14 protein-coding genes are annotated in these 24,886 nt (G+C 46.7%); 5 read left to right on the top strand and 9 right to left on the bottom strand.

Features of this window, described 5'->3' with window-relative positions; translation table 11 throughout:
* Window positions 1–56 precede the first annotated feature (56 nt).
* Complete coding sequence (locus ACH59B_RS11625; protein ID WP_016818951.1) at window positions 57–707, top strand: undecaprenyl-diphosphatase; 651 nt, start codon at window positions 57–59, stop codon at window positions 705–707.
* Window positions 708–744: 37 nt separating this feature from the next.
* Here the strand turns inward: ACH59B_RS11625 and ACH59B_RS11620 are convergent, their stop codons facing one another.
* The 5 genes from ACH59B_RS11620 to nadA form a co-directional block, all read right to left on the bottom strand.
* Window positions 745–1,416 (bottom strand): phosphatase PAP2 family protein, encoded by a 672-nt coding sequence (locus ACH59B_RS11620; protein WP_016818950.1) that lies wholly within the window; start codon window positions 1,414–1,416, stop codon window positions 745–747.
* A 108-nt stretch (window positions 1,417–1,524) separates the two neighbouring features.
* Window positions 1,525–2,298 (bottom strand): GNAT family N-acetyltransferase, encoded by a 774-nt coding sequence (locus tag ACH59B_RS11615; RefSeq protein ID WP_016818949.1) that lies wholly within the window; start codon window positions 2,296–2,298, stop codon window positions 1,525–1,527.
* Window positions 2,299–2,488: 190 nt separating this feature from the next.
* Window positions 2,489–3,322, bottom strand: coding sequence for a membrane protein insertase YidC (yidC, locus tag ACH59B_RS11610; RefSeq protein ID WP_016818947.1), 834 nt, complete (start codon window positions 3,320–3,322; stop codon window positions 2,489–2,491).
* Window positions 3,288–3,617, bottom strand: coding sequence for a hypothetical protein (locus ACH59B_RS11605; protein ID WP_228552613.1), 330 nt, complete (start codon window positions 3,615–3,617; stop codon window positions 3,288–3,290). Before ACH59B_RS11605 ends, yidC begins: the two co-directional genes overlap by 35 nt.
* Window positions 3,618–3,730: 113 nt before the next feature.
* Window positions 3,731–4,837 carry a quinolinate synthase NadA gene (nadA, locus tag ACH59B_RS11600; protein ID WP_016818945.1) on the bottom strand — a complete coding sequence of 369 codons (1,107 nt, stop codon included), beginning with the start codon at window positions 4,835–4,837 and terminating at the stop codon, window positions 3,731–3,733.
* Window positions 4,838–5,004: 167 nt separating this feature from the next.
* On the opposite strand from nadA, the gene ACH59B_RS11595 reads away from it, so the two are divergent.
* Both ACH59B_RS11595 and ACH59B_RS11590 read left to right on the top strand, forming a co-directional pair.
* The gene (locus tag ACH59B_RS11595; protein WP_016818944.1) at window positions 5,005–6,159 is read left to right on the top strand and encodes an IscS subfamily cysteine desulfurase; all 1,155 of its coding nucleotides are present in this window, start codon (window positions 5,005–5,007) and stop codon (window positions 6,157–6,159) included.
* On the top strand, window positions 6,156–6,695 hold the full coding sequence (locus ACH59B_RS11590; protein WP_016818943.1) for a transcription repressor NadR: 540 nt from the start codon (window positions 6,156–6,158) through the stop codon (window positions 6,693–6,695). The genes ACH59B_RS11595 and ACH59B_RS11590 overlap by 4 nt, the downstream gene beginning before the upstream one ends.
* Before the next feature lie 130 nt (window positions 6,696–6,825).
* On the opposite strand, the gene greA is transcribed toward ACH59B_RS11590, so the two are convergent.
* Window positions 6,826–7,305 carry a transcription elongation factor GreA gene (gene greA / locus ACH59B_RS11585; RefSeq protein ID WP_016818942.1) on the bottom strand — a complete coding sequence of 160 codons (480 nt, stop codon included), beginning with the start codon at window positions 7,303–7,305 and terminating at the stop codon, window positions 6,826–6,828.
* Between the two features lie 369 nt (window positions 7,306–7,674).
* Between greA and ACH59B_RS11580 the strand changes: the two genes are divergently transcribed.
* Window positions 7,675–8,022, top strand: a complete 348-nt coding sequence (locus ACH59B_RS11580; RefSeq protein ID WP_025364774.1) for a hypothetical protein — start codon at window positions 7,675–7,677, stop codon at window positions 8,020–8,022.
* A gap of 231 nt (window positions 8,023–8,253) precedes the next feature.
* Here the strand turns inward: ACH59B_RS11580 and ACH59B_RS11575 are convergent, their stop codons facing one another.
* Window positions 8,254–11,289 carry a chitinase N-terminal domain-containing protein gene (locus ACH59B_RS11575; protein ID WP_404303800.1) on the bottom strand — a complete coding sequence of 1,012 codons (3,036 nt, stop codon included), beginning with the start codon at window positions 11,287–11,289 and terminating at the stop codon, window positions 8,254–8,256.
* A gap of 101 nt (window positions 11,290–11,390) precedes the next feature.
* Complete coding sequence (locus ACH59B_RS11570; RefSeq protein ID WP_039277231.1) at window positions 11,391–13,292, bottom strand: serine hydrolase; 1,902 nt, start codon at window positions 13,290–13,292, stop codon at window positions 11,391–11,393.
* Between the two features lie 102 nt (window positions 13,293–13,394).
* On the opposite strand from ACH59B_RS11570, the gene ACH59B_RS11565 reads away from it, so the two are divergent.
* Window positions 13,395–13,535, top strand: a complete 141-nt coding sequence (locus ACH59B_RS11565; protein ID WP_016818937.1) for a hypothetical protein — start codon at window positions 13,395–13,397, stop codon at window positions 13,533–13,535.
* Between the two features lie 22 nt (window positions 13,536–13,557).
* On the opposite strand, the gene ACH59B_RS11560 is transcribed toward ACH59B_RS11565, so the two are convergent.
* Window positions 13,558–24,738 carry an amino acid adenylation domain-containing protein gene (locus ACH59B_RS11560; protein WP_404303797.1) on the bottom strand — a complete coding sequence of 3,727 codons (11,181 nt, stop codon included), beginning with the start codon at window positions 24,736–24,738 and terminating at the stop codon, window positions 13,558–13,560.
* Window positions 24,739–24,886: the final 148 nt, after the last annotated feature.

Below are 24,886 nucleotides of genomic sequence, written 5' to 3'. Positions count from 1 at the left end.
CGCTCTATAATATAACTTTGTAATTTAATTTTTTGAGGTTAAGGAGTAATTTATTCATGTTAATTAATGTAGACTTTGCTTTGTTTCACTGGATCAATGAATTGGCTAATCACCTCGCCTTTTTGAATGGAACTATGCGTTTCTTGGCGCAATATGCACCGTATTTATTTGGAGTGGCTTTACTGCTATACTGGTTCACCTTTAAAATGCCGCATCGGATGATGGTTTTAGAAGCCGTTATAACGGTTTGTATCGGTTTTACAATTAGCTGGTGTCTTGGACATTTGTTTTACAGAGATCGGCCTTTTGTCGGACACTCTGTCATTCAGCTGATTCATCATGATCCCAATGCTTCATTTCCGAGTAACCATGCACTTGGAGCTTTTGCTTTGGCAGCAATTCTATGGCTTCATCATCAAAAATATCGTGTCCTCTGGATTGTCTTGGCTGTGCTTATTGCGATATCCCGCGTATGGACCGGTGTGCATTATCCTTCAGATATTTTGGCAGGGGTGCTCATTGGGGCAGGTTGCGCAGTTGGTGTTCACAAATTCATTCGCAGTCGGAAGCTTCCAGGCATCTTCATCCAAGCAGCTATTATTTTTTATGAAAAATGGGAGCAGAAGCTAGGAATAAAGCATGTAGAACAGACGAGAACAAAGATGACCCAATCTACTTCCTCTGTGCAAATAAAAAGCAGACGCTAATGCGTCTGCTTTTTTAGCCTCATGATTTATGCACTCATTATGCAGTCGATTTGGTACGAAGTGGTAGCATTCGTTCTTCATACCGCTGGTAGAACCAAATGCAAGCCGCCATCCAGCAACCACTCATGAAATAGCCACCCACAACGTCACTCGGATAATGAACACCCAAATAAATGCGGCTTGTCCCGATCGTTACAATTAGTAGGCTACTGAGCACAACAAGAAGGATACGACCTATCCTGGAAGGAACGTGCTTCCACAATAAAAACGTCAGCGCCGCATACATACTGAAAGCGGTCATGGAATGTCCGCTTGGAAAGCTATATCCATTCGCTTCGATAATACGGTTGATTTCAGGCCTCGCACGCCGAAATAGCATTTTTAGTACCGTATTCAACAGCACTGATCCCAGCACAGCAACCGCTAAAAAAAGTAATTCTCGTCGGTGTCCCAATACACTATAGAGCACGAACATGGCAATTAAAATGATGATTACCACTGGAAGCCCGCTGCCGATAATAGTGAAACATTTCATAAGACGTGTCATGAAAGGCGATTCCAGTTGTCCAATAGCCGTAATGATCTTGTGGTCAAAATGCCGTACTTGCTGGTCGCTAACCCATAATGCGATTAAGCCAAAACCAAGGGCACATACTATACATGTAAGTAGAGCCACGGAAATCGGTAGCTTTGTATATATTTGCTTCATTTTTTAGAGGTCCTCCATGAAATTCATCCCGTGATCAAACAAAATGCAGCATTCACATCGTCCATGTATTTACTTTACCCACTTTTCTTGTATCATTTCATAAAAAGATTAGCTTTTAGAATAAAGCATGGTTAGCTTTTTGGCAAAAGAACGAGGAGTCATCCTGTGATATGAAATCAATTCCCCATTACAGATCACGTGAAATACGCCATACGGTGTCGGAGACAGTTCCATGAGTTGTGAACGATCTCGTATATCAATAATCTCTGGTTGTATCCCCACAGTCTCAGCTGCTTCAATCGCATTGTGCGTGGCTATTTCCAGATAAGGGCATTGATGAGTTCGTAAAATGGTTAAGCCTTCACTAAAACGATCCAGACGTTGAACCCAATTATTAGGAAAATAAGGATCTGAATGCTCTTGATTAAACCTATAAACATACAACTGAAAAGAATATGGAGCATCCTCCACATGCCGAAATCCGTTTTTCAGAAAAATTTCGGGACCTGGCGCCCAGGAGGTATCTATATTTGTAACGACTGCCACTCCCTTCTTCCCCAACGTAATAGCATCTTGAATGCAGCGTTGAATAAGCTGTGAGCCTAATCCCAAGCCGGTTACAGCAATCCAGATACAATGAATTACTAGATATCCATCCGCATAAACAGCTCTCCATGCTTGTTCACCCGATGCATACTCTATAAATCCTGCTGGTTTATTGTCTTTTCTCAATTGTATGTAAGTCAAACTTTGAGTGAATTCTTTTTCTGTCCAATTTAGTTTTTGTACATATCCCGGTGCTTTTTGCATGCTTCTCATGCAAAAACAGCCGTCTTCCCTTATTTGATTTTCATACCATTCAATGGTTGTTGAATTTTCCATTTAGTCTCTCCTAACTTTATGAATATTGATATAAGGATTTCATAATGATTACAAAACCGCAAGCGAAATATAGTGAAAAAAACAGCACAAAAAAAGACACCACTCAAGCCTTATTGGCTCGAATGGCATCTGTCATTGCATGTGAGACACTGCTAACACAATTCTATGTCAAACAAATAGCATCTTCTTATTAGGTTGGCGTGACTTCACCAAGTTTAATCTTATTCTCTGCTTCTTCAATTGGATAGCGTTTGCGGAACCACAGCGATTGAAGCAGCAAAAAGGTGCCGCTTACGGTCCAATATAAAGGCATGGCCGCAGGAGCGTTGAAGGAAAAGACCGCCATCATAATCGGTGAAAGATAACCCATAATAGCAAATTGCTTGCGCTGGTCAGCCGTCATCTGTTGCTGAGAAAGCTTAGCCTGTGCCAAGTATACAACTGCGACGACAATTGCCAGAATCCAATCCGGCTGTCCGAGCCGGAACCATAAGAAGGAATGAGACGCCAACTCCGGCGTGAGTCGGATGGCAGTATACATACCGCTTAAAATCGGGAGCTGAATGAGAATAGGCAGACAACCGATATTGAGCGGATTGAATTGATGCTCTTTGTACAGCGCCATCATTTCCTGCTGCATACTCTGCTGGCTGGTGGTATCTTTTTTATTCTCATACTTCTTTTTAATTCGGTCCAAGTCGGGCTGCATAGCGCTCATCTTGCGCTTCATACCCTGCTGGGCACGCGTTTGACGCATCATTAGCGGCAATAAGGCCAGACGGACAATGAATGTCAAAGTCATGATCGCCAGCCCAAAACTTCCACCAAACCATTCCGCCAAATGCTGAATGAGCCAAGAAAGTGGGAATACCACGTAATGATTAAAAAAACCAGGTGTCTGTGCATTAATCTCCGCAGCATTCGCACCACAACCAGACAGCAGCATGACCACTGCCAACGCTACGATTAAACCCAATATCCGTTCTTGTTTACCCCAAAAAGTGAATCCCTTGAATCGTTTCATATGTTCCTCCTCGTTGATTGGCTGTGCCATTTCTCAACAAGGGGGAACAATCGGAAGCATCTTCATCTGGCGCTTCCTTCCGCCGAATGTGACGTGCTAGCCGGACAGGCATGTCCTGTCCGCGGGCAGACATCGGCATCAGTGGAGAAGCATGCGAGCGAACGGGGCCGCCTTCGACCCAGCATTCAGCTACGCTGCCATGCAAATGAGCAAGATACGTATATGTCACTGTGCACAGCAAGCCGATCGTAAGCAAATAGGGGAGTAGGTCCTGAAGCTCAAACAAGGGATTCACCTCCTTCGGTATGTTGCTACAATTATAGCACGAAACCGGACAATCGACTAATCTTTAAATAGAGATAGAGGTCGGATTACACAAGAAAGTACGCTCTACGTAACGGTAAAAACTTAACGTATAGCAAGCATACGATTCAGTGCCTGTACAGCGTCCTGTCTGATCTGAGCATCCACCCGAATTACGCCTACAGGCTCTCCCCGATCAATCTGTTCCATTGCCCACAGCAAATGCGGAAGATCGATCCGGTTCATGGTCAGACAAGGACACATATCGGGATTGAGCGATTCAATCTGCTGTTCAGGGTACTGCTGTCTAATTCGTTGCACGAGATTCATCTCTGTGCCAACGGCCCAACGGGTTCCCGGCTCTGCCGCACGGATCGTATCGATGATGAATTTGGTGGAGCCAGCACAATCTGCGAGTTGTACAACCTCATAAGAGCATTCGGGATGAACGATGACTCGGATATTTTTATCGCGTTCACGGACGTTGCGAATATGATCTACCGTAAACTTTTCATGAACTGAACAATGCCCTTTCCATAGAACGATTTTTACGGTTGCCGGGTTTCGTTCAGTCTCCAACTGATCGGTCATAGGATTCCATACAGCCATTTCATCCAGCGGAATTCCAAGATCATGGGCTGTATTGCGTCCCAAATGTTGATCCGGCAAAAATAAAATACGTTCCTTTTGTTTCAGTGCCCAGTCTAGCACCTGCTTGGCATTCGAAGAAGTCACGGTAGCCCCGCCATGCTGTCCTACAAAGGCTTTAATCTCTGCTGTGGAATTTACATATGTTAACGGAATGATCGTATCACCAACCAACTCCTGCAAATGCTTCCACGCTCGTTCCGTCTGCTCCATATTCGCCATATCTGCCATTGAGCAGCCTGCGCGCATATCCGGCAGAACAACGGTTTGCCGGTCGGTAGTCAGCATATCCGCTGTCTCCGCCATAAAATGAACCCCGCAAAACACAATAAACTCCGCTTCCTGATTTTGTGCCGCCATTTGAGCAAGCTGTAGAGAATCTCCTGTTATATCAGCAAATTGGATAACCTCGTCTTTCTGATAGTGATGGCCCGGAATGAGCAGCTTTGAGCCCCATTTTTGTTTCAGCTCGGCTACGCGTTGCTCCATGTCAGCAACCGTCAGTGTTTTATAATGCTCTGGCATAAGTCCACGATTTCCTTGTAAAACGTCTAGCATAGACATTAGATTCCCTCCATATCGTTGCGGCTGACTGTCCCTCGCTCACAAATAGATAACCGCTATGTGTACAAAACATATTTACATGTGTCTTGACACCTATATTTACACATGCCTACAATAATCTCAAGAGTTTTTGGAATGGAATTATTTTTAAGTGGGGAGGATTTGCTGTGATTTACCTGGACTACGCCGCTTCCACACCCATGTGTGACGAAGCTTTGCATATATATAGCGTAATGAATAAGGAAATGTTCGGAAATGCCAGCAGCCTCCATGATGCAGGCGGTCAAGCAGCCTACACACTAGATTACAGCAGGCAACGAATGGCAAAAATGATTGGCGGGCAAAAGGAAGGCATCTATTTTACATCAGGGGGCACAGAATCCAATATGGTGGTCGTGCAATCAATCCTGAACGGGCTGCCGCCAGACAAAAAGCATTGGATTATGAGCGCTTTGGAACATCACTCGATGTACAATCTTGCTACTTTGCTAGAACATCAGGGCTATGAGCTAACTATTATACAACCGGATCGGGAAGGACGAATAACCCGTGAAGTTCTTGTACCCCATCTTAGAGACAACACCGGGCTTGTATCAATACAACACGCCAATTCGGAGACAGGGCTGATTCAGGATCTTGCTGCCTTGTCTCCCCTGCTCCACGAACGTGGTATTATGTTGCACAGTGATGCGGTACAAACATTTGGGAATGTTCACATAGATGTAGAAGCCATGGGAGTGGATGCACTCTCTATATCAAGCCATAAAGTATATGGCCCCAAAGGTGTCGGTGCTGCATATCTCAGACCCGGAACCCCATGGCGTCCGGTGTATCCTGATACACTGCATGAAAACGGATTTCGTCCTGGTACAGTTAATGTTCCTGGGATTGCAGCCTTTGTCGCAGCGGCAGAAATGATGACGGAACAGATGGAGATGCATCAGGAGCGATATGCTACCCTGCGAAGATACTTTATTACGAAAATTCAGGAAAGATCCATTCCATTACGTTGGGTCGTAGAGGAAAGCGAAAAAAAAGCAGTGCTTCATCATATTGTAGGATGTTTTTTTCACGGTTACGAGGGACAATATGTTATGCTGGAATGTAATCGCAGCGGTGTCTGTATATCTACCGGAAGCGCATGTGCCGCCGGACATCACGATCCTTCACCTGCCTTACAGGCACTTGGAGCATCTGAACGTGAAGCCTTACAATTTATCCGTATTTCTTTCGGCAGGACAACCACCATCGAGGAATTGAATGTACTGGTAGATATTTTGACAGACCTGACGCATCGACAAGAAAGGAGCTTATCCCGTTGACTGAATCTTTAAAACGGTCAGGTACGGATCGCCGCGAACAGCTGCTATTGTGGCTCAAAAGCGAGTCACCGCTGACCGGGAGCGAGCTGGCACGCAGGTCCTCCGTTTCCAGACAAGTAATTGTACAAGATATTTCCCTGTTAAAAGCAAGCCAAGAGCCTATACTTGCAACGAGTCAAGGATACATTTATATGGAACCTGCGGCTCAAGCCGCTCCCTTAGCCTCTCGTATTATTGTGTGTAATCACCGACCTGAACAAACAGAAGAAGAATTAAAGCTAATTGTAGACTACGGTGTCAGTGTGCAGGATGTTATAGTTGAGCATCCAGTATATGGAGATCTGACTGCTCCAATACGGGTCGGAACTCGCAAAGAAGTGGACGATTTTATACGTAAGATCAGCTCCACCCAAGCCACGTATTTGTCCCAGCTGACCGGAGGCATCCACCTGCATACCTTGCATGCTTCGGATGAAGATAAAATTAATGATGCCTGTGCTGCATTGGAGCAAGCCGGCTTCCTAATGACAGATTGATCTTAATACGATAGCAAAGCAATAAAAATCCTTTCCAGTTTGTGGAGTGCAAATGCACTCCGCAGGGATGGTATGTAAATAGCGAGAAATGAAAAATCCCGGCCCCCTTATAAAGGGAATCGGGAATGGACTAAGCGAGCTTAATTTCTAGCAACTCATATTTGATTACAGCCATAGGTGCATCGACATGAATGATACTGCCCACTTCTTTCCCCAAAAGTGCCTTACCTAAAGGACTCTCATAGGAAATTTTGTTGTCCAGAACATCTGCCTCCGCAGGACTTACAACTTTGTATTCCACCTTCTCCGAAAATTCGATGTCATTCAGAATAACAGTAGAACCGATACTGACCGTTTTAAGATCCAGATTACTTTCATCCACTATCCGAGCTTTGGTCAACATTTTTTCCAAGACCATGATTCGTGTTTCCATAAACGCCTGATCGTCCTTGGCTGAGTGATATTCACTATTTTCCTTCAGATCTCCATAGCTGATGGCCAACTTGAGGCGTTCGGCTAGCTCCTTGCGTTTTACTGTCTTCAGTTCCTTGAGCTCTTCCTCCAGCTTGGCTAATCCCTCTTTAGTTAACAATACTTCTTCATTCGACATGGTCTTATTTCAACTCCTATTTCAGCACTTTGCATAATTCAAGTTCAATACTCGAAGGTACAATATATACGAGCTAAACCGTTAGGGTCCATCTATTGCTAATTGGATAAAGCTCCTGGAATTGATGCAAAATGCTCATTTAGCTTGCTTTATTGTAGTTTACTCTAAATTGGACCAACATGCGAAAAGAAATTCAGGAAATAGCAATCAGCTACCTTCGACCACTGTGATCCATATGGTAACCAAAGCTTTCTTGTTCGCATATCGTATGATCATAACGTATTTTAATGAGCACGTGCAGTGCCACTGCCCTTGTCCCAAATTTCATGCAAATCAGGCAGGAGCAGTGTATGGCGGGAGGAAGATTCAATGGCTTCCTTAGGAAAGAATGGCAATGGGAACGGGAATCGCAAATCCAAATCCCCCCCTAACGGTCAAAAGAAAAATGGATTAAACAGTAATTCGGCTATCTTTTCAGCACTTCAAGGAAAAAATGTAGAGATCCTAGTCGCAGCCCTCCTACTAACAGGAAAACTAAACGTCGATTCCGTGACTTTATACAGACAAGCAACATTATTTTTAGGACTCACAGGAAAATACAAAACATTAGCATCTGCCCCTACTAATGTCGATAATATGGTGAAATTTTTAAATGATAACGGCAATATGACGTTGGATCAGGTGATACAAGCCTTTTCGCAGAAAATAAATAATTAACAGGTGGCGAAAGGAGATAGTTGTGGTGAGTGAGTTTGATGGAGAATCTTTTGCAGAGTTTATCATTATTGTGATTCTAGTTGCCATGATCTTCTATGGCTCCTCAGATATAGAGGGACTTTCCGCTTCGCCAACCCAATCCTAAAATGCTAATTCCCGCAAAAAAGAGCATCTATAGACTCTCGCGAGGTCAATAGATGCTCTTCCTTTTTAACGGCTCATTATTTCGAATTAACGTTCCTTCACTTCTACACTTATGGTTTGACTGGAAACCTCTCCTGCAGCATTGACTAACTCGGCCCGATACTCATATGTACCCGGCTTTTGATTTTGGATGTTGGTCACAGCACTTTGGGCCTGCGGACTTTGGCTCGACAGAACCTGCGTGTCGATCAGCTCTCCATTTTCATACAGGTTGTATTGGGTTGCATTCGTACCCCACCACATGTTCATTGTCAGGGTATAGTTACCGTCACCATCCCAATTGTTATGAGACAACACCGGTATGCCAGGAGTAGCATCGGTCACTTCGACAGTTAACGGGTCGCTAACCGTTTTACCGGAAGCGTTGATCAGCTCAGCAGTATACGTGTAGGTTCCATTGCTCTTGCCTGTAACAGAAATGACTGCATGCTGTGCTTCAGGGGAAGCCGCTTGCAACGATTGGGTTGCAATCAGCTTGTCATTTTCATACAACTTGAGTTCATCACCATTCGTGCCCCACCACAGATTCATGGTGATGTTGTAGTCTCCATCCTTCAGTCCGGTGTCCTGACCGTTATCATGAGACAGCACCGGTTTACCCGGCACTTCACCTACAGTGTTTTTCTCGACTCTAACGGTTACTGGATTGGATACGACCGTTTTACCGTCCAAGGTGACGCTCGCTGTAATCTCGGCGCTCCCCTCTTTTAGGGCCCGAAGCTCTCCATACGTATCCAGTGCAACGGATTCATGGCTGCTGATATACTGAACAGAGGCATTACTTAAATCAGCTTGGCTGCCATCTGTGAGCGTACCCTTGAGATGTGTGGCTGCTGTATCCCCAACGTTAAATGTTGTTTGATCCAGTGAAAGCTCTACTTCCTGCAAAGCTGCGCCTGTCTGAGCTGAAAAATCATCTAGCCCGCGCGGCTTTAACTGATAATTTCCTTTGAAAACCGCCGAAATTCCCTTCAGCTTCACTTGCTGTCCTTCTTGATACGGAAAAGATGTCCGTGTTAAGCCTGTACGTGCATCAACTCGCACATGATGGCTAACCTCACCCGCTACTGCATCAAATTCAAACGAACCTACAGGAGTTGCATCTATTATATTACGAATAATGGCAGTAGGAAGCTCAACCAGCTGTCCTTGATTCGCATCGCTGAGCTCGGTGACTTGCACAGCTTGCGGAAGTTGTCCTTCTCCCGTTTTTTCAATAGCCACTGCATCAGTCAACTCGACTTCACCATTGTACAGTGCCAAACTTGCTGTAATCTTTACTCGATCACCTTGGTGAAAGCCGCTTTGGTTTTGATATACATAAATGCCGCCACTTTCATCCTGCATGTAAAAGGCTTGACCGCCAAAAGCCCCTGGTTCTGTCGTCACAACTCCCTCCAAGGTCACAACTTTGCCAGCCGAAAGAGTTCGTGCTTCTGCGACACTGATACGAGCCGGAATTGTATTGCCTTCCTCAGGCAACGGCTGGGCTGGGACATCTGCCAGCACGACCGATTGGGTCAGCAGGTTGCTGCCATTTTGTCTCAGCCTAAGATTAGCTGCACCGCTGGTACCCGGCTTGATCCGCACCGTCAGGTCCCTATAGGCATGCCCCTTGCTGTCGGATTCCAGACTAAATGTTCCGCTATAACCGTAAGAAGTCGGCCAGCTTCCATCCGGATTTTGAATCTGGGCTACTTGATTGCCGCCCGCTACATAAATACCTGCACTGAATCCGCTAATCGTACTATGGGGAGCCAGTTGGTCGGCAACTATGCGAATTTGAAAAGGCTGTGCATTCGGTAGTTGCTCCTGCCGAACGATGCTGTACACAGGCTGCGCACTGGCTGTAAGTCCGCCATAGGAGCCGGCCTTGAACGTTCGCTGATCCCACCATTTGTAGCCGGCTGCAGGAGCGGACCAAGGCTCGGCTTGCGGTTCCGTGGAAGCCTGAGGAGCTTCAAAAGACAGCAATGCCGTCGGCTGATCTAGCTGTAAGTTTTTTACATCCGACAGGCTGGTATACTCCTCCTTCTTGGACAACCAATCGACGATATTGACCAGTAACACAGCGTCATCCTGCTCCTTAAAGCCGTCATACGTTGTCTTCTTGGTTCCTGTCTCTTCACGCAGATATTTCGGCGTTGCATCTTCAACAGGAGATGAATCCCCAATAAAAGCAGCTTTGCCTAGACCTACTTTTGCTACAGCTGCATAAGGTCCTTCCGCTATACCACCTCCGTTATAAACGCCCTGATCTACTGCATTCCCCCAAGCCTGATTGGTTTTAGGCAGATATACGATCCCCTTGGCTTTGGTCGGGTCAATAATCGCCAATGTTGATCCTGCGTGCATTGCCACATTACTCACTCCTGCTGTAATGTCGAACGCCTGGGCAGGTTCAACAATCTGATTAGCCGTGATATCGCCTAATGCATTGTAGCGAAAGCGTATACCAAACTGGTTACCCAGCCAATCTGAGCTAACCACGCCCTGCATCGCTGCCGAGCCTTTTTCTTCCTCACTCATTCCCTTTGCAGGGTCTTCCCATGCACCACGACGGTACCCATTGATACTTTCCGATCCGTCCCAGCGATTCTTGTTGCGGTCGGCGTTATAATGATCACCAATGAAAAAAATGCTATTGCCTGCTTTAACATACTGTTCCATTGCGGCCTGTTCGCTTTGTTTAAAAGGGATATTGGGCTCCGCTGTCACAAATACATCATAATTCTTTAAATCATTATAAGTAATAGGTGTAGATTGGCGAAGTTCATGAACATCGTAGCCATTGTTTGCAAGGGCTTGGCCAAAATCTGAAAATCCACCATCAATCACCCAATCTGCTGCGCCGGCTGTCTGTCCATGTGTATTATCGAACAACACTTTTTTACCAGCGTTTTCGTTGACCACTTTGGCTGCAATGAAAGGGGCCGGGTCTGCCGGGCCTTCTGCGCGTGCCGGTTGCATGCCGCCCACAACACCGGCGTACAACGATAAAGTGAAAACCATAGCTGTTGCGTATTTGAAGCTGCGGGATGTAAAACGACGAAAGATTCCCATTCTATTCCTCCTGTTAATTGGTTTAAGGCCCCTCTCAGAGGGGCACTAAATATAAATGTTAGCATTCATTTATGTGCGGACATGCGTTGTTTTGTAAATCTTTAGGAATAATGAAAAGGAAGGAAATTCCAATAAAAAAGATAGGCTGTATGCAGCAAAGTGAGTATCGCAAATACAATTTTCCCGGCAGCCCGGACTCTTTTTTCCCCTGTAATCAGCTTGGTGCCATTCACGATCAATACCCACACGGCAATGAGTGCTGAAATGAGCGGCAGCGTGCAAATTCCCCAGATATACCAGGCGGAATAGCCATACACCATCTGATTGTTACCATAGACGACCTGTACCCCGAGAAAAATCGTATTTAGTAACGCGATGTATGCCAGGTTGGACGAAATGTGATTATTCGTTTTGCGGATAACTCTGATCACATATCTTATGATCCATATCAGTAGGGTTGTGACGAAAAATAAGGATGCGGCTGCATAGCTGACGAGTAGCGTCCAGGTACGGTGCCAAAGTGTCGTCTGCTTCATGGTCTTACTATCCGGGGCAATCATCATCCACGTACCCTTTTCCTGATACAGCAAAATTTTAAGCTGGCCCCCCTTTTCCACAAACAGCCCATCACCTGCTGCTTGAAAAACTTTGTCTGTTGCTTCATTCTGATCCGGGTATTTTCCTTTAACAATTAGCGTATGATCATCTTGAATATGAACGGTGTATTTAATGCTTCCCAGTATCCGAATCCATTTTCCCCACCCATGAACAGGAGTAGTATCCACCTGATATACGCCCTCGATCTCTGGCGAAAGCTTCACTTGCGTGACAGAACGAGCCAGTGACTGAGAAGCGGCCTGCGGCTTTGCGGGCAGCATTTGAGCTATCGTATTGATGACTTTTCCATGAAGCAGGGTGTCTGTGTCAGCTGAATTGATGGTCACAAAAATACCGATCTTTTGGGATGGAATCAGTACCATTTCGGAAATAAAATCATCAATTTCTCCAGTAGCCCACAACATGGGTACTCCCGTCTTCAGTTGACCACGGAAAAATCCGTAGCCCAAGCCATCCAGACGGGCATCCGCTGCAAATTGCTGTGCATGCATCACTTTTACCGTTTGTGGCTGGAGTACCGCTTTGCCCTCATACTCTCCTTGGTTTAAATGAGTGATCAGATAGTGGGAAAATTCGTTGGGTGTGACGTTCAACGCTCCTGCTCCCGGCAGATTGATATACGATAAGGGTTGTTTCACATAAGCTCCATGCTTCCACTGATACGATTGCGCCAATTCTGGATGATTTAATGGCAACTCCAGTGTCGCGCTGGGCATATTCATAGGCTGGAATAGATGTGTACGAAAGTAATCATTCAGTCCCTGACCGGTTACTTGCTCCACGATATTACCGATCAGACCGAAGGCGACATTACTGTATTCATACTGAATTCCAGGTTTGCGGATAGGTGGCTGATTTTGAAAATACGTGCTGAGATACTGCTCTGTAGGTAAAACGCCTGCGCGAGTTGAGCTGTTAATGTCGTATATCGCTTCATCTAATCCCGCAGTATGTGTCAGAAGCTGATGCAGATTAAAAGGATGATTTTGGTATTGCGAAGCTTTATAGCTGTGGAGATAGCTGTTCACGTCTTCATTCAAATCAAGCTTGTTTTGCTCGACCAGTTGCATTGTGGCACTTGCACTAAATGATTTGGTTAGCGAGCCAACACGAACAATGGTCTTTGCCGGGTCGAATACCATTTTCCGCTCCAGGTCTGCATATCCATATCCTTTACTAAAAAGAATTTGGTCTTCCTGGGTCACAACGACGGCCGCTCCCGGAATATGCAATTTTTCCAATTCTGTACTCATGATATCGTCCACTGCTTTTTCCACTGAATTAGGTGTTATACTATCTGCTGCCCATGCTGAATTAATGAGCAGATTCCAAAGAAACAACGTTGTTAAGAATGCGGATAGGTAGCCAATACCTCTATTCTTCATATTGAAGTACCCTCCTTACCTATGAAGTTGATTTCATGATTTAAACCGTGCGGTGATTGCATAGCGGAGCAGATATTTACACTCCGTATGGGAGCCATCAGCATGGCGCTATGGAATCATCGCACTTCCCTCGCGGGAGTGCGCATGATAAAGCGAATCCTGATCGAATCGCGTAAGCAGAAGGCTTCTTACCTGTTCGATCAGGATTCATACATTACAGATAAAATTAGTAATTCCAGTTAGTTAAATCATCGAATGTAAGTTTTCAAGAATTATGATGGGCCAATCCTTGTGTCTCGTCTTTGCCCATGTTCCGGGTTATCTTGTGTATTGTGGCACGGATACATTTTACATTTTCTTCGATAAATCCGGGTTCCAGCAGTTCATAATGATTACCAATCAAGCTATGCTCTTCATAGCTTCCTTGTGTAGCATCTTTCCATAAAAGTTTATTATCTCCTGTGCCCTTCACCGTTTCCGATCCAGCGGCAACAAAGCCATGAATATTCGCCTGAACATTTTCTGTGTTCACAAGCTGGTTGCCATACACCGCATAAGCGATCATTTTACGCTGGTACGTTTCATTCAACAGCTCACGATAGGATTCGGGAACCTGTTCCAGCATGGCATGAATTTCCTGCTCTGTTTCTTCATCTGTGAAAGGCAGAGCTTCTGCCCTTTTGACCGAATCGAGCATTAAAATATCGGATACAGTATGACCTTGGTGCTCCAGTGTGCCGGCAACCTTATGCGCCAGATTCCCACCTATAGAATAACCAAGCAGCACATACGGACCTTGCGCCTGCGTGCTGATGATTAAATCAACATATCGTGCCAACATTGCCTGCTCATCCGTAACATCATCTACGAACTCTAATCCATACACAACTGCATCTTGGTCCAGTTGTTTTGCAAGCTCTGCGAACGACAGTCCGTATCCAAGCATAGGAGGAAAGCAGAAGATGGAAACCGGACCGTGTTCATTCAACCGAATGATTGGACTATCGACCTTGTAGTCCAGATCGGCTTTCAATAATGTGAGCGCCTGCTCTTCTATGGTCGGGAACTCCAGAACACTACGGATGGGCAGCTCAATATCTGTAGCAAGACGAACTTTGCGTATAAGCTCCAGTACTTTCAAGGAATGTCCACCCAACGTGAAAAAGTCATCGTGGATTCCCACTTGCGGGATTTCAAGCACCTCCTGCCAAATAGCTGCCAGCAACTGCTCCACATCGGTTCGTGGTGCGACATATTCTATCCCCGTGTGCAATGCTTTGTCCGGCACAGGTAAAGCTTTACGGTCAATTTTGCCGTTAGTCGTTAGTGGAAACCGATCCAGCTGTACAAAAGCGGACGGAATCATATAGCTCGGCAGACTGGCCGACATCACAGTTCGAAGCTCACGGATGGTCAGCTGTTCATCGGCAGTGAAGTAAGCACATAATTGCTGCTGACCTGCTCCATCCCGCAAAGCGATAACAACGCTATCCCGTACAGAAGGTACACTTGCCAGTCTCGTCTCCACCTCGCCCAGCTCAATCCGGTAACCGCGAATTTTAACCTGTTGATCAATCCGTCCAGCGTATTCCAGTATGCCGTCTTCACGCCAGCGAACAAGGTCCCCAGTACAGTACAGGCGATCTCCGTCCACCCACGGATTAGCAAGAAATCTCTCAGCCGTCAGTTCAGGACGATTCAAATAACCACGCGCAACTCCGTCTCCACCAACAACCAGCTCACCCCAGGCTCCGACCGGTTGCAAGTTAAATGATGAGTCCACAACATACGCCGTCGAATTGCAAATGGGACGTCCGATTGGCACAGAATCCAGCTGTTCTTCCGTAATGTGATATGTCGTCGAAAAGGTTGTATTTTCCGTTGGTCCATAGCCATTAATGATGTTCATATGCGGATTATCGCGCAGGACCCGGTTAATATGGGGTGCAGACAAAACATCACCACCAACCAACAAATACTTCACATCACCAAAAAGTTTACTATCCTGCTGCGAAAGCTGATTAAATAATGGTGTGGTCAGCCACATCATGTTGACGTGATGATCCTGTATCGTCTCTTTCATCTTGGCTGCGTCCAAAAGATCATCCTTATGCAAGAGAACAAGCTGACCGCCGTTCAGCAGTGCACCCCAAATTTCAAATGTAGATACATCAAATACAAACGCACATGTCTGCAGCATTCGGGTTGATTCATCAAATGGGACATAATCCGTATTGCGGACGAGACGCACAACACTTCGGTGCTCAACTACGACACCCTTAGGCTTACCTGTTGAGCCTGAGGTATAAATGACATAAGCGGCATGATTACTCGCTCCATCTATACCCGGATTGGAAGCATCTGCACTGTACGACTTATCATCATTCAGATTGACAATCTGTCCGTCAAAATAGCACCGATCCAATAAATCCTGCTGAGCCAACAGTAGCTTGGCTCCCGAGTCCTCTAGCATATAACGGATACGATCCTCTGGATATTGAGAATCTATCGGCACATACGCGCCTCCAGCCTTCAAAATGGCAAGTGTTCCCGTAATCATATCCAACGAGCGCTCCGTCAAAATGCCAACAGGTTCATCAGGTTTGACCCCTGCATCCCGCAGTGTACGCGCTAATCGATTGGCTGTCTCATTGAGCTCCCGATAGGTCAATGTTTGATGACCCAAAGCTACGGCAATATGATCTGGTGTGCGTTCTGCCTGCTCCTCAAACAGTTTATGAATCGTCTGATTGTCTGGATATGCAGAGGAAGTGTCATTAAACTCTCCAGTAATTTGCTGTTTTTCCGCCGCTGTAACCAGTTCCAGCTCTTCTACGCGAACATTTGGGTTAAGCAAAGTTTGCTCCAACAGGTTCACAAAATGTCCATGCAGACGCTCAATGTCTGTTTGATCATAATTTAACGCATTATACATAAAACGAATCTTCACGCATTCTCCCGGCATTACAACTACATTCAGATCATAGTTGGTCTGCTCAAGAGCTACCACGTTGGAAATCGGGGAAAGTTCCTGCCCATCAATTTCCATCTCCTCGACCTGCTCATCCACCGGATAATTTTCAAACACCATAATATGGTTAATTAAATCCTGTTTCTGGTCAGTCAATGCCTGAATTTCAAACAGTGGGTACGTATCATACGCATGAGAAGCCAGCGCCTGTTCCTGCGTTTTCTTCATAACTTCTGCAAAAGATTCCCCTGCCTCACTAAGGATGCGAACGGGAATGGTATTAATGAACAAGCCGATAATACCCTCGACTCCGATAATATCCGATGGACGGCCTGAGACGACACTACCAAATACGACATCACAGTGGTTGTTATATTTTTGTAGCACAATTCCCCATACGGTTTGTAATAACGTATTCATGGTTACCTGATATCGCTTAGCCGTCTCCTCCACCCGGAGGGTAAGCTCACGCTCCAAAACCGTCACCCAATCACTAGCTGTATAGCCTCCACTCTTGCGGCCGGATTTTACAGCTGGTAGTGCTGTTTGCTGCTCATACCCGGATAAATAGCTGCTCCAGTAATCAGTTGCCGCCTTGCGATCCTGTGCTTCCAGCCATTCAATAAAGCGGCTGTACGGCACTGCCGGTGCCAGCTCTGGCACTCTGCCCTCCTGAAGCGCTGCATAGCTCTCAAACACTTCTTTATTTATTAGGGACAGACACCAGCCGTCCATGACGATATGATGGAAGCTCCACACAATATGGTAACTGTCTTCCCCGGTGCGCAAAATCGCTATACGCATCAGGACATCCCGACGCAGATCAAATCCCCTTGCTTTATCTTCCAACTTGAAGTTCTTCAGCCAAATGCCCCTTGTATCGCTATCCAACTCGCGTAAATCTTCGTAATAGAAGCCACAATCCCGATTTCGGTAGACCACCTGCAACGGCTCCGTATCCCGGCCGAAATAAAAATGTGTACGTAGCGCCTCGTGTCGCCGAACCAGCATATTCAGGCTTTCTGCAAAATTCCCGATGTCCATCCGACCCCGCATATCATAAGAAACCTGCTCAAAATACGCGTCATTCGCGGCTGCTTGACTATCAAGCTGGCTGTGAAACAACATCCCTTTCTGCATCGGGGTTAGTGCATATACATTGTCGATCTCACCCGCAGCGCCCATTTCAGATAACAGGCTGTCCAAGCCCTCCACACTCATTCCTTTATAGGAAATATCACTTGGGGTCAGCTCTGGGTGTTCTTTATGGGTGCAATGTGTCAAAATTTCGCGCAAGCTCGATTCCAGTAATCTCGCCAATCGCTCAATCGTCTCTGGTCGGTAGCTGGTACGGCTATAGCTAATTGTCAGCCCCAACTGACCTCCCGAAATGATGCCGCCAAAATCCAGTGTATATGTCCGAGCCATGGTCGGGCTAAGTGGCATCCCCCCCTCATATGGGGATGACTGCAAGTCGTTTCCTTTCATATCCTGATCGAACTGTCCCAAATAGTTAAAACTAATTTCAGGAGCTGTCGTAAATATGGCTGAAGGTCCCTCCGATGCCTGTGTCTGACGGTCGAATAAATATTTCAGTGCGCCGTAGCCGATCCCTTTTTGCGGGATACTGCGCAGTCCTTCCTTCACATGTTTGATTCGCTGTGAAAGAGCAGTCTCTTCTGGCATATCGAGTAAAACAGGATATTGGCTTGTAAACCACCCTATCGTCCGGGTAATATCCACCTCTGATAAAATGGGTTCACGTCCATGTCCCTCTAGATTTATCAGGAAACGATCATTTCCGCTCCATGCCTGTAACGCCATTCCTACCGCAGTCAGCAACAGGTCATTAATTTCTGTACGGTAGGCACGATTGGCCTGCTTGAGCAGTTGCTCTGTCTCTGCATTTGTCCATAAAGCAGTAACCGACTCACTATCGCCAATCAATGGCTTATCGTGCTCGTTATGTCCGTAATCCTGCGGCAAAGGAGCCAGTTCCGCTTGTGCAAGCTCCTCCCAATACGCCCGCTCACGTTCCATGGCCGGACTGTTGGCATAGGCGTGCAGCTTTTCGGCCCACGTTTGGAACGAATCCGTCTTGTGAGGTAACTGAATCACCTGCTCACCCTTGGAGGCTTGCTCATAAGCTGTCGCCAAGTCCTCAAATAAGATGCGCCAGGACACTCCATCTACCACCAAATGATGAATTGCGACCAGCAGATGATCCCCATCCGGGCAACGGAACAGGCCGAGCCTCATCAACGGCCCTTCGCTTAGAGAAATACCAGATTGAATTTCATTGCATTTGGCTTCAATTATCTTCGCCAAGTTCCCTTCAATAGCATCACTGTTCCTATAGTCAAAGCACTCCAAATGGTACGGTTCGCCTTCATCTACACCTCGGTTCCATGCTGTATATCCGTTCTCCGACGACCGAAAAATCATACGCAATGCATCATGATGCGTTGTAATCTGATGGAGCGCCTGCCGAAGTGCCTGTTCGTCATAGCCTTCCTGCCGATAGAGCATGACCGATTGGTTGAAATAGTGTGGTTCACCTGTTGGCTGTTCAAAGAACCAGCGCTGAATCGGTGTAAGCACAACATTTCCGGTAACCTCGCCCTGCTCGGCTACTCGGTTAACTGGCTGAATATAAGTACTTAGATCCGCAATTGTCGGGTATTTAAACAAGTCTTTCATTTCCAGCTTGTATCCAGCCTGAAACAAGCGAGACGATACTTGAATGGCCTTGATGGAGTCGCCACCCAAATGGAAGAAGTTATCCTGTATCCCAACCTTCTGAATACCTAGGATGGCGCCCCAAGCCGCAGCCAGTGCTTGTTGAACATCCGTTTCAGGTGCCACATAATCCATGCCTGTATCGAGATTATGCTCAGGCAGAGGTAGTGCCCTGCGGTCTACTTTGCCATTTAGCGTCAAAGGCAGTCTGGAAAGACGTACAAAGTAAGAAGGCACCATATAGCTCGGCAGATCCTGTGATAGAGCGTTACGTAAGTCACTAGCGCTTAGTTCGCTGTCTGTTACAAAATAGGCACACAGCTGCTTTTGCCCGTGATCGTCCTGCCGTACTATCACAACCGATTCCTTCACACCTGCAATCGTGGACAAACGGGTTTCAACTTCACCCAGTTCGATGCGGTAGCCGCGAATTTTGACCTGCTCATCCATTCTTCCCTTGTACTCCAGTACGCCATCAGCACGCCAACGCACCAAATCCCCTGTACGATAGCAATATTCTCCAGGCCGGAATGGACTTTCAATAAACTTTTCTGCCGTAAGCTCAGGCCGATTCAGATACCCGAGTGCCACGCCATCGCCACCGAGAAATAGTTCGCCCCATGCCCCCACAGGCTGCAATTTTAACGAACGATTGACCACATAAACGGTGGAATGATTAATCGGACGGCCAATGGGAACACCTTGAGTTTGCGGTTCCATAATTTCATAGGTGGTGGAAAAGGTTGTGTTCTCCGTCGGCCCATAAACATTACTCAATCGAAGGTGCGGGTACTCCTTCAGCACGCGGTTAGCGTGTGGTACGGACATCACATCACCACCCACGAGCAATTCCTTCAGGGATGCAAACACTTCAATGTCTTGCTGTGAATGCTGATTAAATAAAGCCGTGGTCATGAACATGGTGTTAATCCGATACTTATTCATCGCCTGTTTGAACTTGGCAGCATCCAAAATAGTGTCATGATTTACTACATATAATTGGCCACCGTTCAGCAGCGTTCCCCAGATTTCAAATGTGGAGGCATCGAATACAACTGCACCCATTTGCAGCATACGCGTATTTTCGTCAAGCGTGGCGTAGCTAGTGCTCCTCACCAATCGTACGACATTACGGTGATTGACCATAACGCCTTTCGGCTTGCCTGTCGTACCAGAGGTGTATATGACATGCGAAAGATCTAAGGCAGATCCCCCATTTGAAATGGCATCTGATCCATGGGTATGAGTGTAGCCTTCAAATTCGCTGCTCCATAGTTGCGCATCGCTCAAATCGATGACTGGAATACCTGGTTCAAAAGAAACCTGCTCACGTCGCTGTGACAGTAACAGCTCGGCACCGGAATCCTCTAGTAAATATCGGATGCGCTCTTCCGGATACTCGGGATCAATAGGAACGTAAGCCCCCCCTGCCTTCAAAATAGCCAGCATGCCCACGACCATTTCAATGGAACGCTCAGCCACTATCCCTACTCGCTGTATCTGAGTTCCGGACCCGTGCCGTATCCCATGGGAAGTAAGGATGCATGCCAAACGATCGGAACGCTCATTCAGCTCGCGATAAGTGAGCTGTGTGTCCGCAAAGGTGATCGCTAGTCGATCTGGCGACTGTGCAACCTGTTCCTCGAACAGCACATGCATTAATTGATCCCGTGGATACGGAGAGTCTGCTGCTGTAGTGCTGAATTGCTTCACCAGCTGCTCTTTTTCTTGAGTCGAAACCATTTCTATAGCCGCAAGAGCGATCTCCGGCTGTTCGATAACCACATTGATTAGCTGCTGTAAATGTACAGCCAGTCGTTCGATGGTTTCGCGTTTGTACAAACGGGTTCCGTATTGAAAACCGCAGGCAATTTGTTCCCCATCCTCCTGCGCGAACAGACTTAGATCAAATTTAGCCGTCGTTTGTTCACTTGGATAAGGTGCTAATTGCAGCTCTGCCAGCTGCTGCTCTGTTTGTTCCAGGTTTTGTAGAGCAAACATGGTATCAAATAACGGATTGCGGCTTAAATCTCGATCCACACCCAGCTTTTCTACCAGCTCTTCGAACGGATAATCCTGATGTTCAAAAGCCTTTAACGCGTTATCCTTGACCTCCAGCACATAATCGCGGAATGTTTTCCCGCCTTCCGGATAATTACGGATTGCCAGTGTATTGACGAACATACCGATCAGATTGCCAAGATCAGCATGAGGCCGTCCCGCGATTGGTGAACCGACAATGATATCCTCCTGCCCGCTGTATTGGCTAAGCAAAGTCGTATAGGCAGCCAACAGCACCATATATAAAGTCGATTCGGTCTGCATCGCAATGCTTTTTAATCCTTCGCTTTGCCGTTGATCGAGCGTAAATTCCAGTACATCCCCTTCAAAGCTTCTCACCGCCGGACGTGGATAATCAGTCGGAATATCCAGCACAGGCAGCTCTCCTGCGAAGGTATTGAGCCAGTAGTCTTCCTGTTCTTGATAGCGTTCACTTTGTTGCTGCTCCCGCTGCCAAGCAGCGTAGTCCTTATACTGAATACGCAGCGACGGAAGCGTATCCCCTGCATATAAGTGGATGAAGTCCTGAATCAATACATTTATAGAGGTGCCGTCAGAAATGATGTGATGCATATCCAACAGCAAAATATGATGCTCTGGACTAATTTCAATCAGACCAGCCCGGAACAGCGGAGCCTGCTCAAGATTGAATGGCTGGACAAAGCCATGCACCAGCTCATCTGTCTCCCTCTGGTCAGCTCCGGGGGCATGAATCAACTCCACGCGAAAAGAAACCTCGTTATGTACTCGCTGGACAGGTTCACCATTCATGGTCTCAAAGCTCGTTCGCAATGTTTCATGGCGGTCAATAAGCTGACGGAACGCATTATCCAGTGCCTTATGATCAAGTGAACCGATCAGTGTCAGGGCTCCGGGTATGTTATAGCTAATTCCCGCTCCATCAAGCTGATTGAGAATATACATCCGTTTTTGGGCCGAAGATACCGCATAAAATGGCTTATTCTCCGAAACAGGGATGGATTCATAGGTGGTTTGCTCCAGTGCTTCAATAACCTGCGCAAACTGTTCGATGGTTGGGTGCTGGAATAGATCCTTTAGCTGCACATTTTTATGCAATTGCTTATGGATGAGTGATATGACATGTGTCGCCCGCAGGGAATGTCCTCCTGCTTCAAAAAAGTTATCCTTAATGCCAATACATTCAATTTCAAGCACTTCTTTCCAGATGCTGACCAGTTGTGCTTGTAATTGATTTTGAGGAGGTACATATTCTGCGCCTGAGCTTATGCCTCCCTCGGGTCGCGGCAACGCCCGGCGATCCACCTTGCCATTAGGTGTCAAGGGTAATTGTTCCAGCTGTACAAAATACGACGGCACCATATAACTTGGTAGTTCTCGGTTCAAAGCACTGCGAAGCTCACTTAACTGTACATCCGCATGGGTTACCACATAAGCGCAGAGCTGCTTTTGCCCCTGCTCATCCTCCCGTGCAATCACAACTGCTTCTCGGACTGCCTCCAGCTTCAACAGCTGCGCTTCCACCTCGCCCAATTCAATCCGATAGCCCCGGATTTTCACTTGTGCGTCGATCCGCCCTTTGTATTCCAGCGTTCCGTCCGCATTCCACCGCACCAGGTCCCCTGTTCGATAGCAGCGTTCGCCGTTACGAAACGGACTGTTGATGAACTTTTCGCTTGTCAGGTCCGGGCGGTTGCAGTATCCACGAGCCACCCCGTCACCGCCAACGAGCAGTTCTCCCCACGCTCCAATCGGCTGAAGCTGCATCGAACGGTCCACGACATATGCCGTTGAGTTATGGATCGGGCTGCCAATGGGCACGGCTTCTGATTGGACGCCAGTAATGGCATGCGTAGTAGAAAAGGTCGTATTTTCTGTAGGACCATAGCCGTTAATGATCCGCAGGTTCGGATGAGCCTTCAGTACCCGGTTAATATGCGGTACGGACAGCACATCGCCACCGACCAGCAACTCCCGTATTCCCTCGAACAGTTCCAAATCCTGCTGGGAAAGCTGATTAAAGAGCGGCGCGGTCAGCCACATCGTGGTAATGCCATGATTACGGACAGCTGCCTTAAGTCTAGGTGCGTCCAAAATGACATCCTGGCTCACCAGTACCAGCTGTCCACCGTTCAATAGCGCCCCCCAAATTTCGAAGGTAGACGCGTCAAAGACAACAGACCCGGTCTGCAAAATGCGCGTGTCCGCATCCAAGTGTGCATAGTTTGTATTTTTCACCAAACGCACGACATTGCGATGCTCCACCATAACGCCTTTGGGCTGGCCTGTTGTACCAGAAGTGTACATAATGTAAGCCAAACGATCAGCTGCGTAAACCGGATGTATTGGTTTAGCATGTTCTGATTGCGTAGCTTCTGTTGGGGTGGTTGTAGTAGAAGCAAGTTCGGAACTGGCGGAAATAGAGTAAAACGGATTTAGGCAGTCCACGTATGCCATATCAGCCATATCCGTATTTGTTCCATGATCATTCGGCAAGATTGGATCGTAACGATCTGCATCATCCGTTCCATAAATCGCGGCATCACTCAGGTCAAGCACCATTCCCTTAAAATCAGTGGGCCGATGTTCTATTTTCTGCACAAGTAGTATTTCGGCACCGGAATCCTCCAGCAAATAGCGCACGCGCTCGTCCGGGTATTCGGAGTCAATCGGAACATACACCCCGCCCGCTTTAAGAATCGCGAGCATACCTACGATCATCTCTATCGATCGTTCAGCTATAATGCCGACCGTCTGCTCGGTGTGAATTCCTTGCTTACGTAAAGAATGAGCCAGTCGGTTAGCCTTTTCATTTAATTCTCCATAGGTCAGGCTATCTTGTCCGGATACTACTGCCACCTGGTGTGGTACCTGCTTCGCCTGCATCTCGAACAATTCATGAATGGACGCATGACTTGGATAATCCACAACTGTATCGTTAAAGGTATGAACCAGCTGCTCTACTTCTTGCTCTGATAGCACTTGTGCTGTGCAAATCTCCAGCTCAGGCTGATGCAAAACAACGGTGTACAGCCGTATTAGTTGCTCAACAAAGCGTTCAATCGTCATCTGGTCATAACGGTCGCTACTGTATGTCACATTCAGGGAAACCACTGCATTTTCCCATTGAAATTGAAGATCCAGTTCAGATTGCACATGATTCATAAAATAAGAAGTGTGGATATTTTGCAGGGATGCAGTGGTGTGAATAAGAGGCTTATCGTTCTCGTTACGTGGAATTTCAAGCCCCTCGGTATAGTTCCAAAAGGGAATATTTTGGTGTTCAATTGCTTCGCTGACAGAAGTTTTGATTTGAGACAGCAAGGTTTTGAAGGTTGTCGAGGAATCCAGCGTGTTTTTCAGTAAAATCAGATGGTTAATCGGCTTTGCAGTACTGTTGCCAGACTTGGCTACTGGAATGCCCAGCAGCACACTTTCCTCACCTGTGTATTTATGCAATAAGCTCTCAACTCCAGCCAGCAAAACCATAAACACGGCCCATGGAGCTCCACCTGTTATAGATGATATTCTTTGGGAAATTTCAGATGGAAATGTGAGCGTGTACGTAAGAAAATTAGAACTCGTTGCAGCTGTATCCTTGGACACATGATTGGTGTATGGCAAGCAGGTGATATGATCCTCAGATTCCAGCTTATGACTCCAGTAGTTTTTTTCCTTCTCAAATAAGGCTTTCAATGACATCCCTCCTGCTTCATGGGGTCTGTACCCCTGTTGGAATGGTGCGTTGTTACGTAATTGAGCAATGTGTCGGAAAAATAATACTTTGCAGGCAAGGGCAGTCGGACAAGCCGCCGCCCTCTGCGCATGCAAAGTGAAATCATTT

It is taken from the genome of Paenibacillus sp. DP01 (assembly GCF_044784315.1).
Taxonomy (GTDB): domain Bacteria; phylum Bacillota; class Bacilli; order Paenibacillales; family Paenibacillaceae; genus Paenibacillus; species Paenibacillus polymyxa.
The sequence above is the reverse complement of the archived record's forward strand: the minus strand, read 5'-3'. Positions and strand labels throughout refer to the sequence as shown.

What these genes read in the sequence shown, in the direction of transcription:
- greA (WP_016818942.1), bottom strand. Translation starts at nt 7,305, where the DNA reads ATGTCGAATGAAGAAGTATTGTTAACTAAAGAGGGATTAGCCAAGCTG.
- yidC (WP_016818947.1), bottom strand. Translation starts at nt 3,322, where the DNA reads ATGAAACGATTCAAGGGATTCACTTTTTGGGGTAAACAAGAACGGATA.
- ACH59B_RS11580 (WP_025364774.1), top strand. Translation starts at nt 7,675, where the DNA reads ATGGCTTCCTTAGGAAAGAATGGCAATGGGAACGGGAATCGCAAATCC.
- nadA (WP_016818945.1), bottom strand. Translation starts at nt 4,837, where the DNA reads ATGTCTATGCTAGACGTTTTACAAGGAAATCGTGGACTTATGCCAGAG.
- ACH59B_RS11570 (WP_039277231.1), bottom strand. Translation starts at nt 13,292, where the DNA reads ATGAAGAATAGAGGTATTGGCTACCTATCCGCATTCTTAACAACGTTG.
- ACH59B_RS11615 (WP_016818949.1), bottom strand. Translation starts at nt 2,298, where the DNA reads ATGGAAAATTCAACAACCATTGAATGGTATGAAAATCAAATAAGGGAA.
- ACH59B_RS11625 (WP_016818951.1), top strand. Translation starts at nt 57, where the DNA reads ATGTTAATTAATGTAGACTTTGCTTTGTTTCACTGGATCAATGAATTG.
- ACH59B_RS11620 (WP_016818950.1), bottom strand. Translation starts at nt 1,416, where the DNA reads ATGAAGCAAATATATACAAAGCTACCGATTTCCGTGGCTCTACTTACA.
- ACH59B_RS11575 (WP_404303800.1), bottom strand. Translation starts at nt 11,289, where the DNA reads ATGGGAATCTTTCGTCGTTTTACATCCCGCAGCTTCAAATACGCAACA.
- ACH59B_RS11565 (WP_016818937.1), top strand. Translation starts at nt 13,395, where the DNA reads ATGGCGCTATGGAATCATCGCACTTCCCTCGCGGGAGTGCGCATGATA.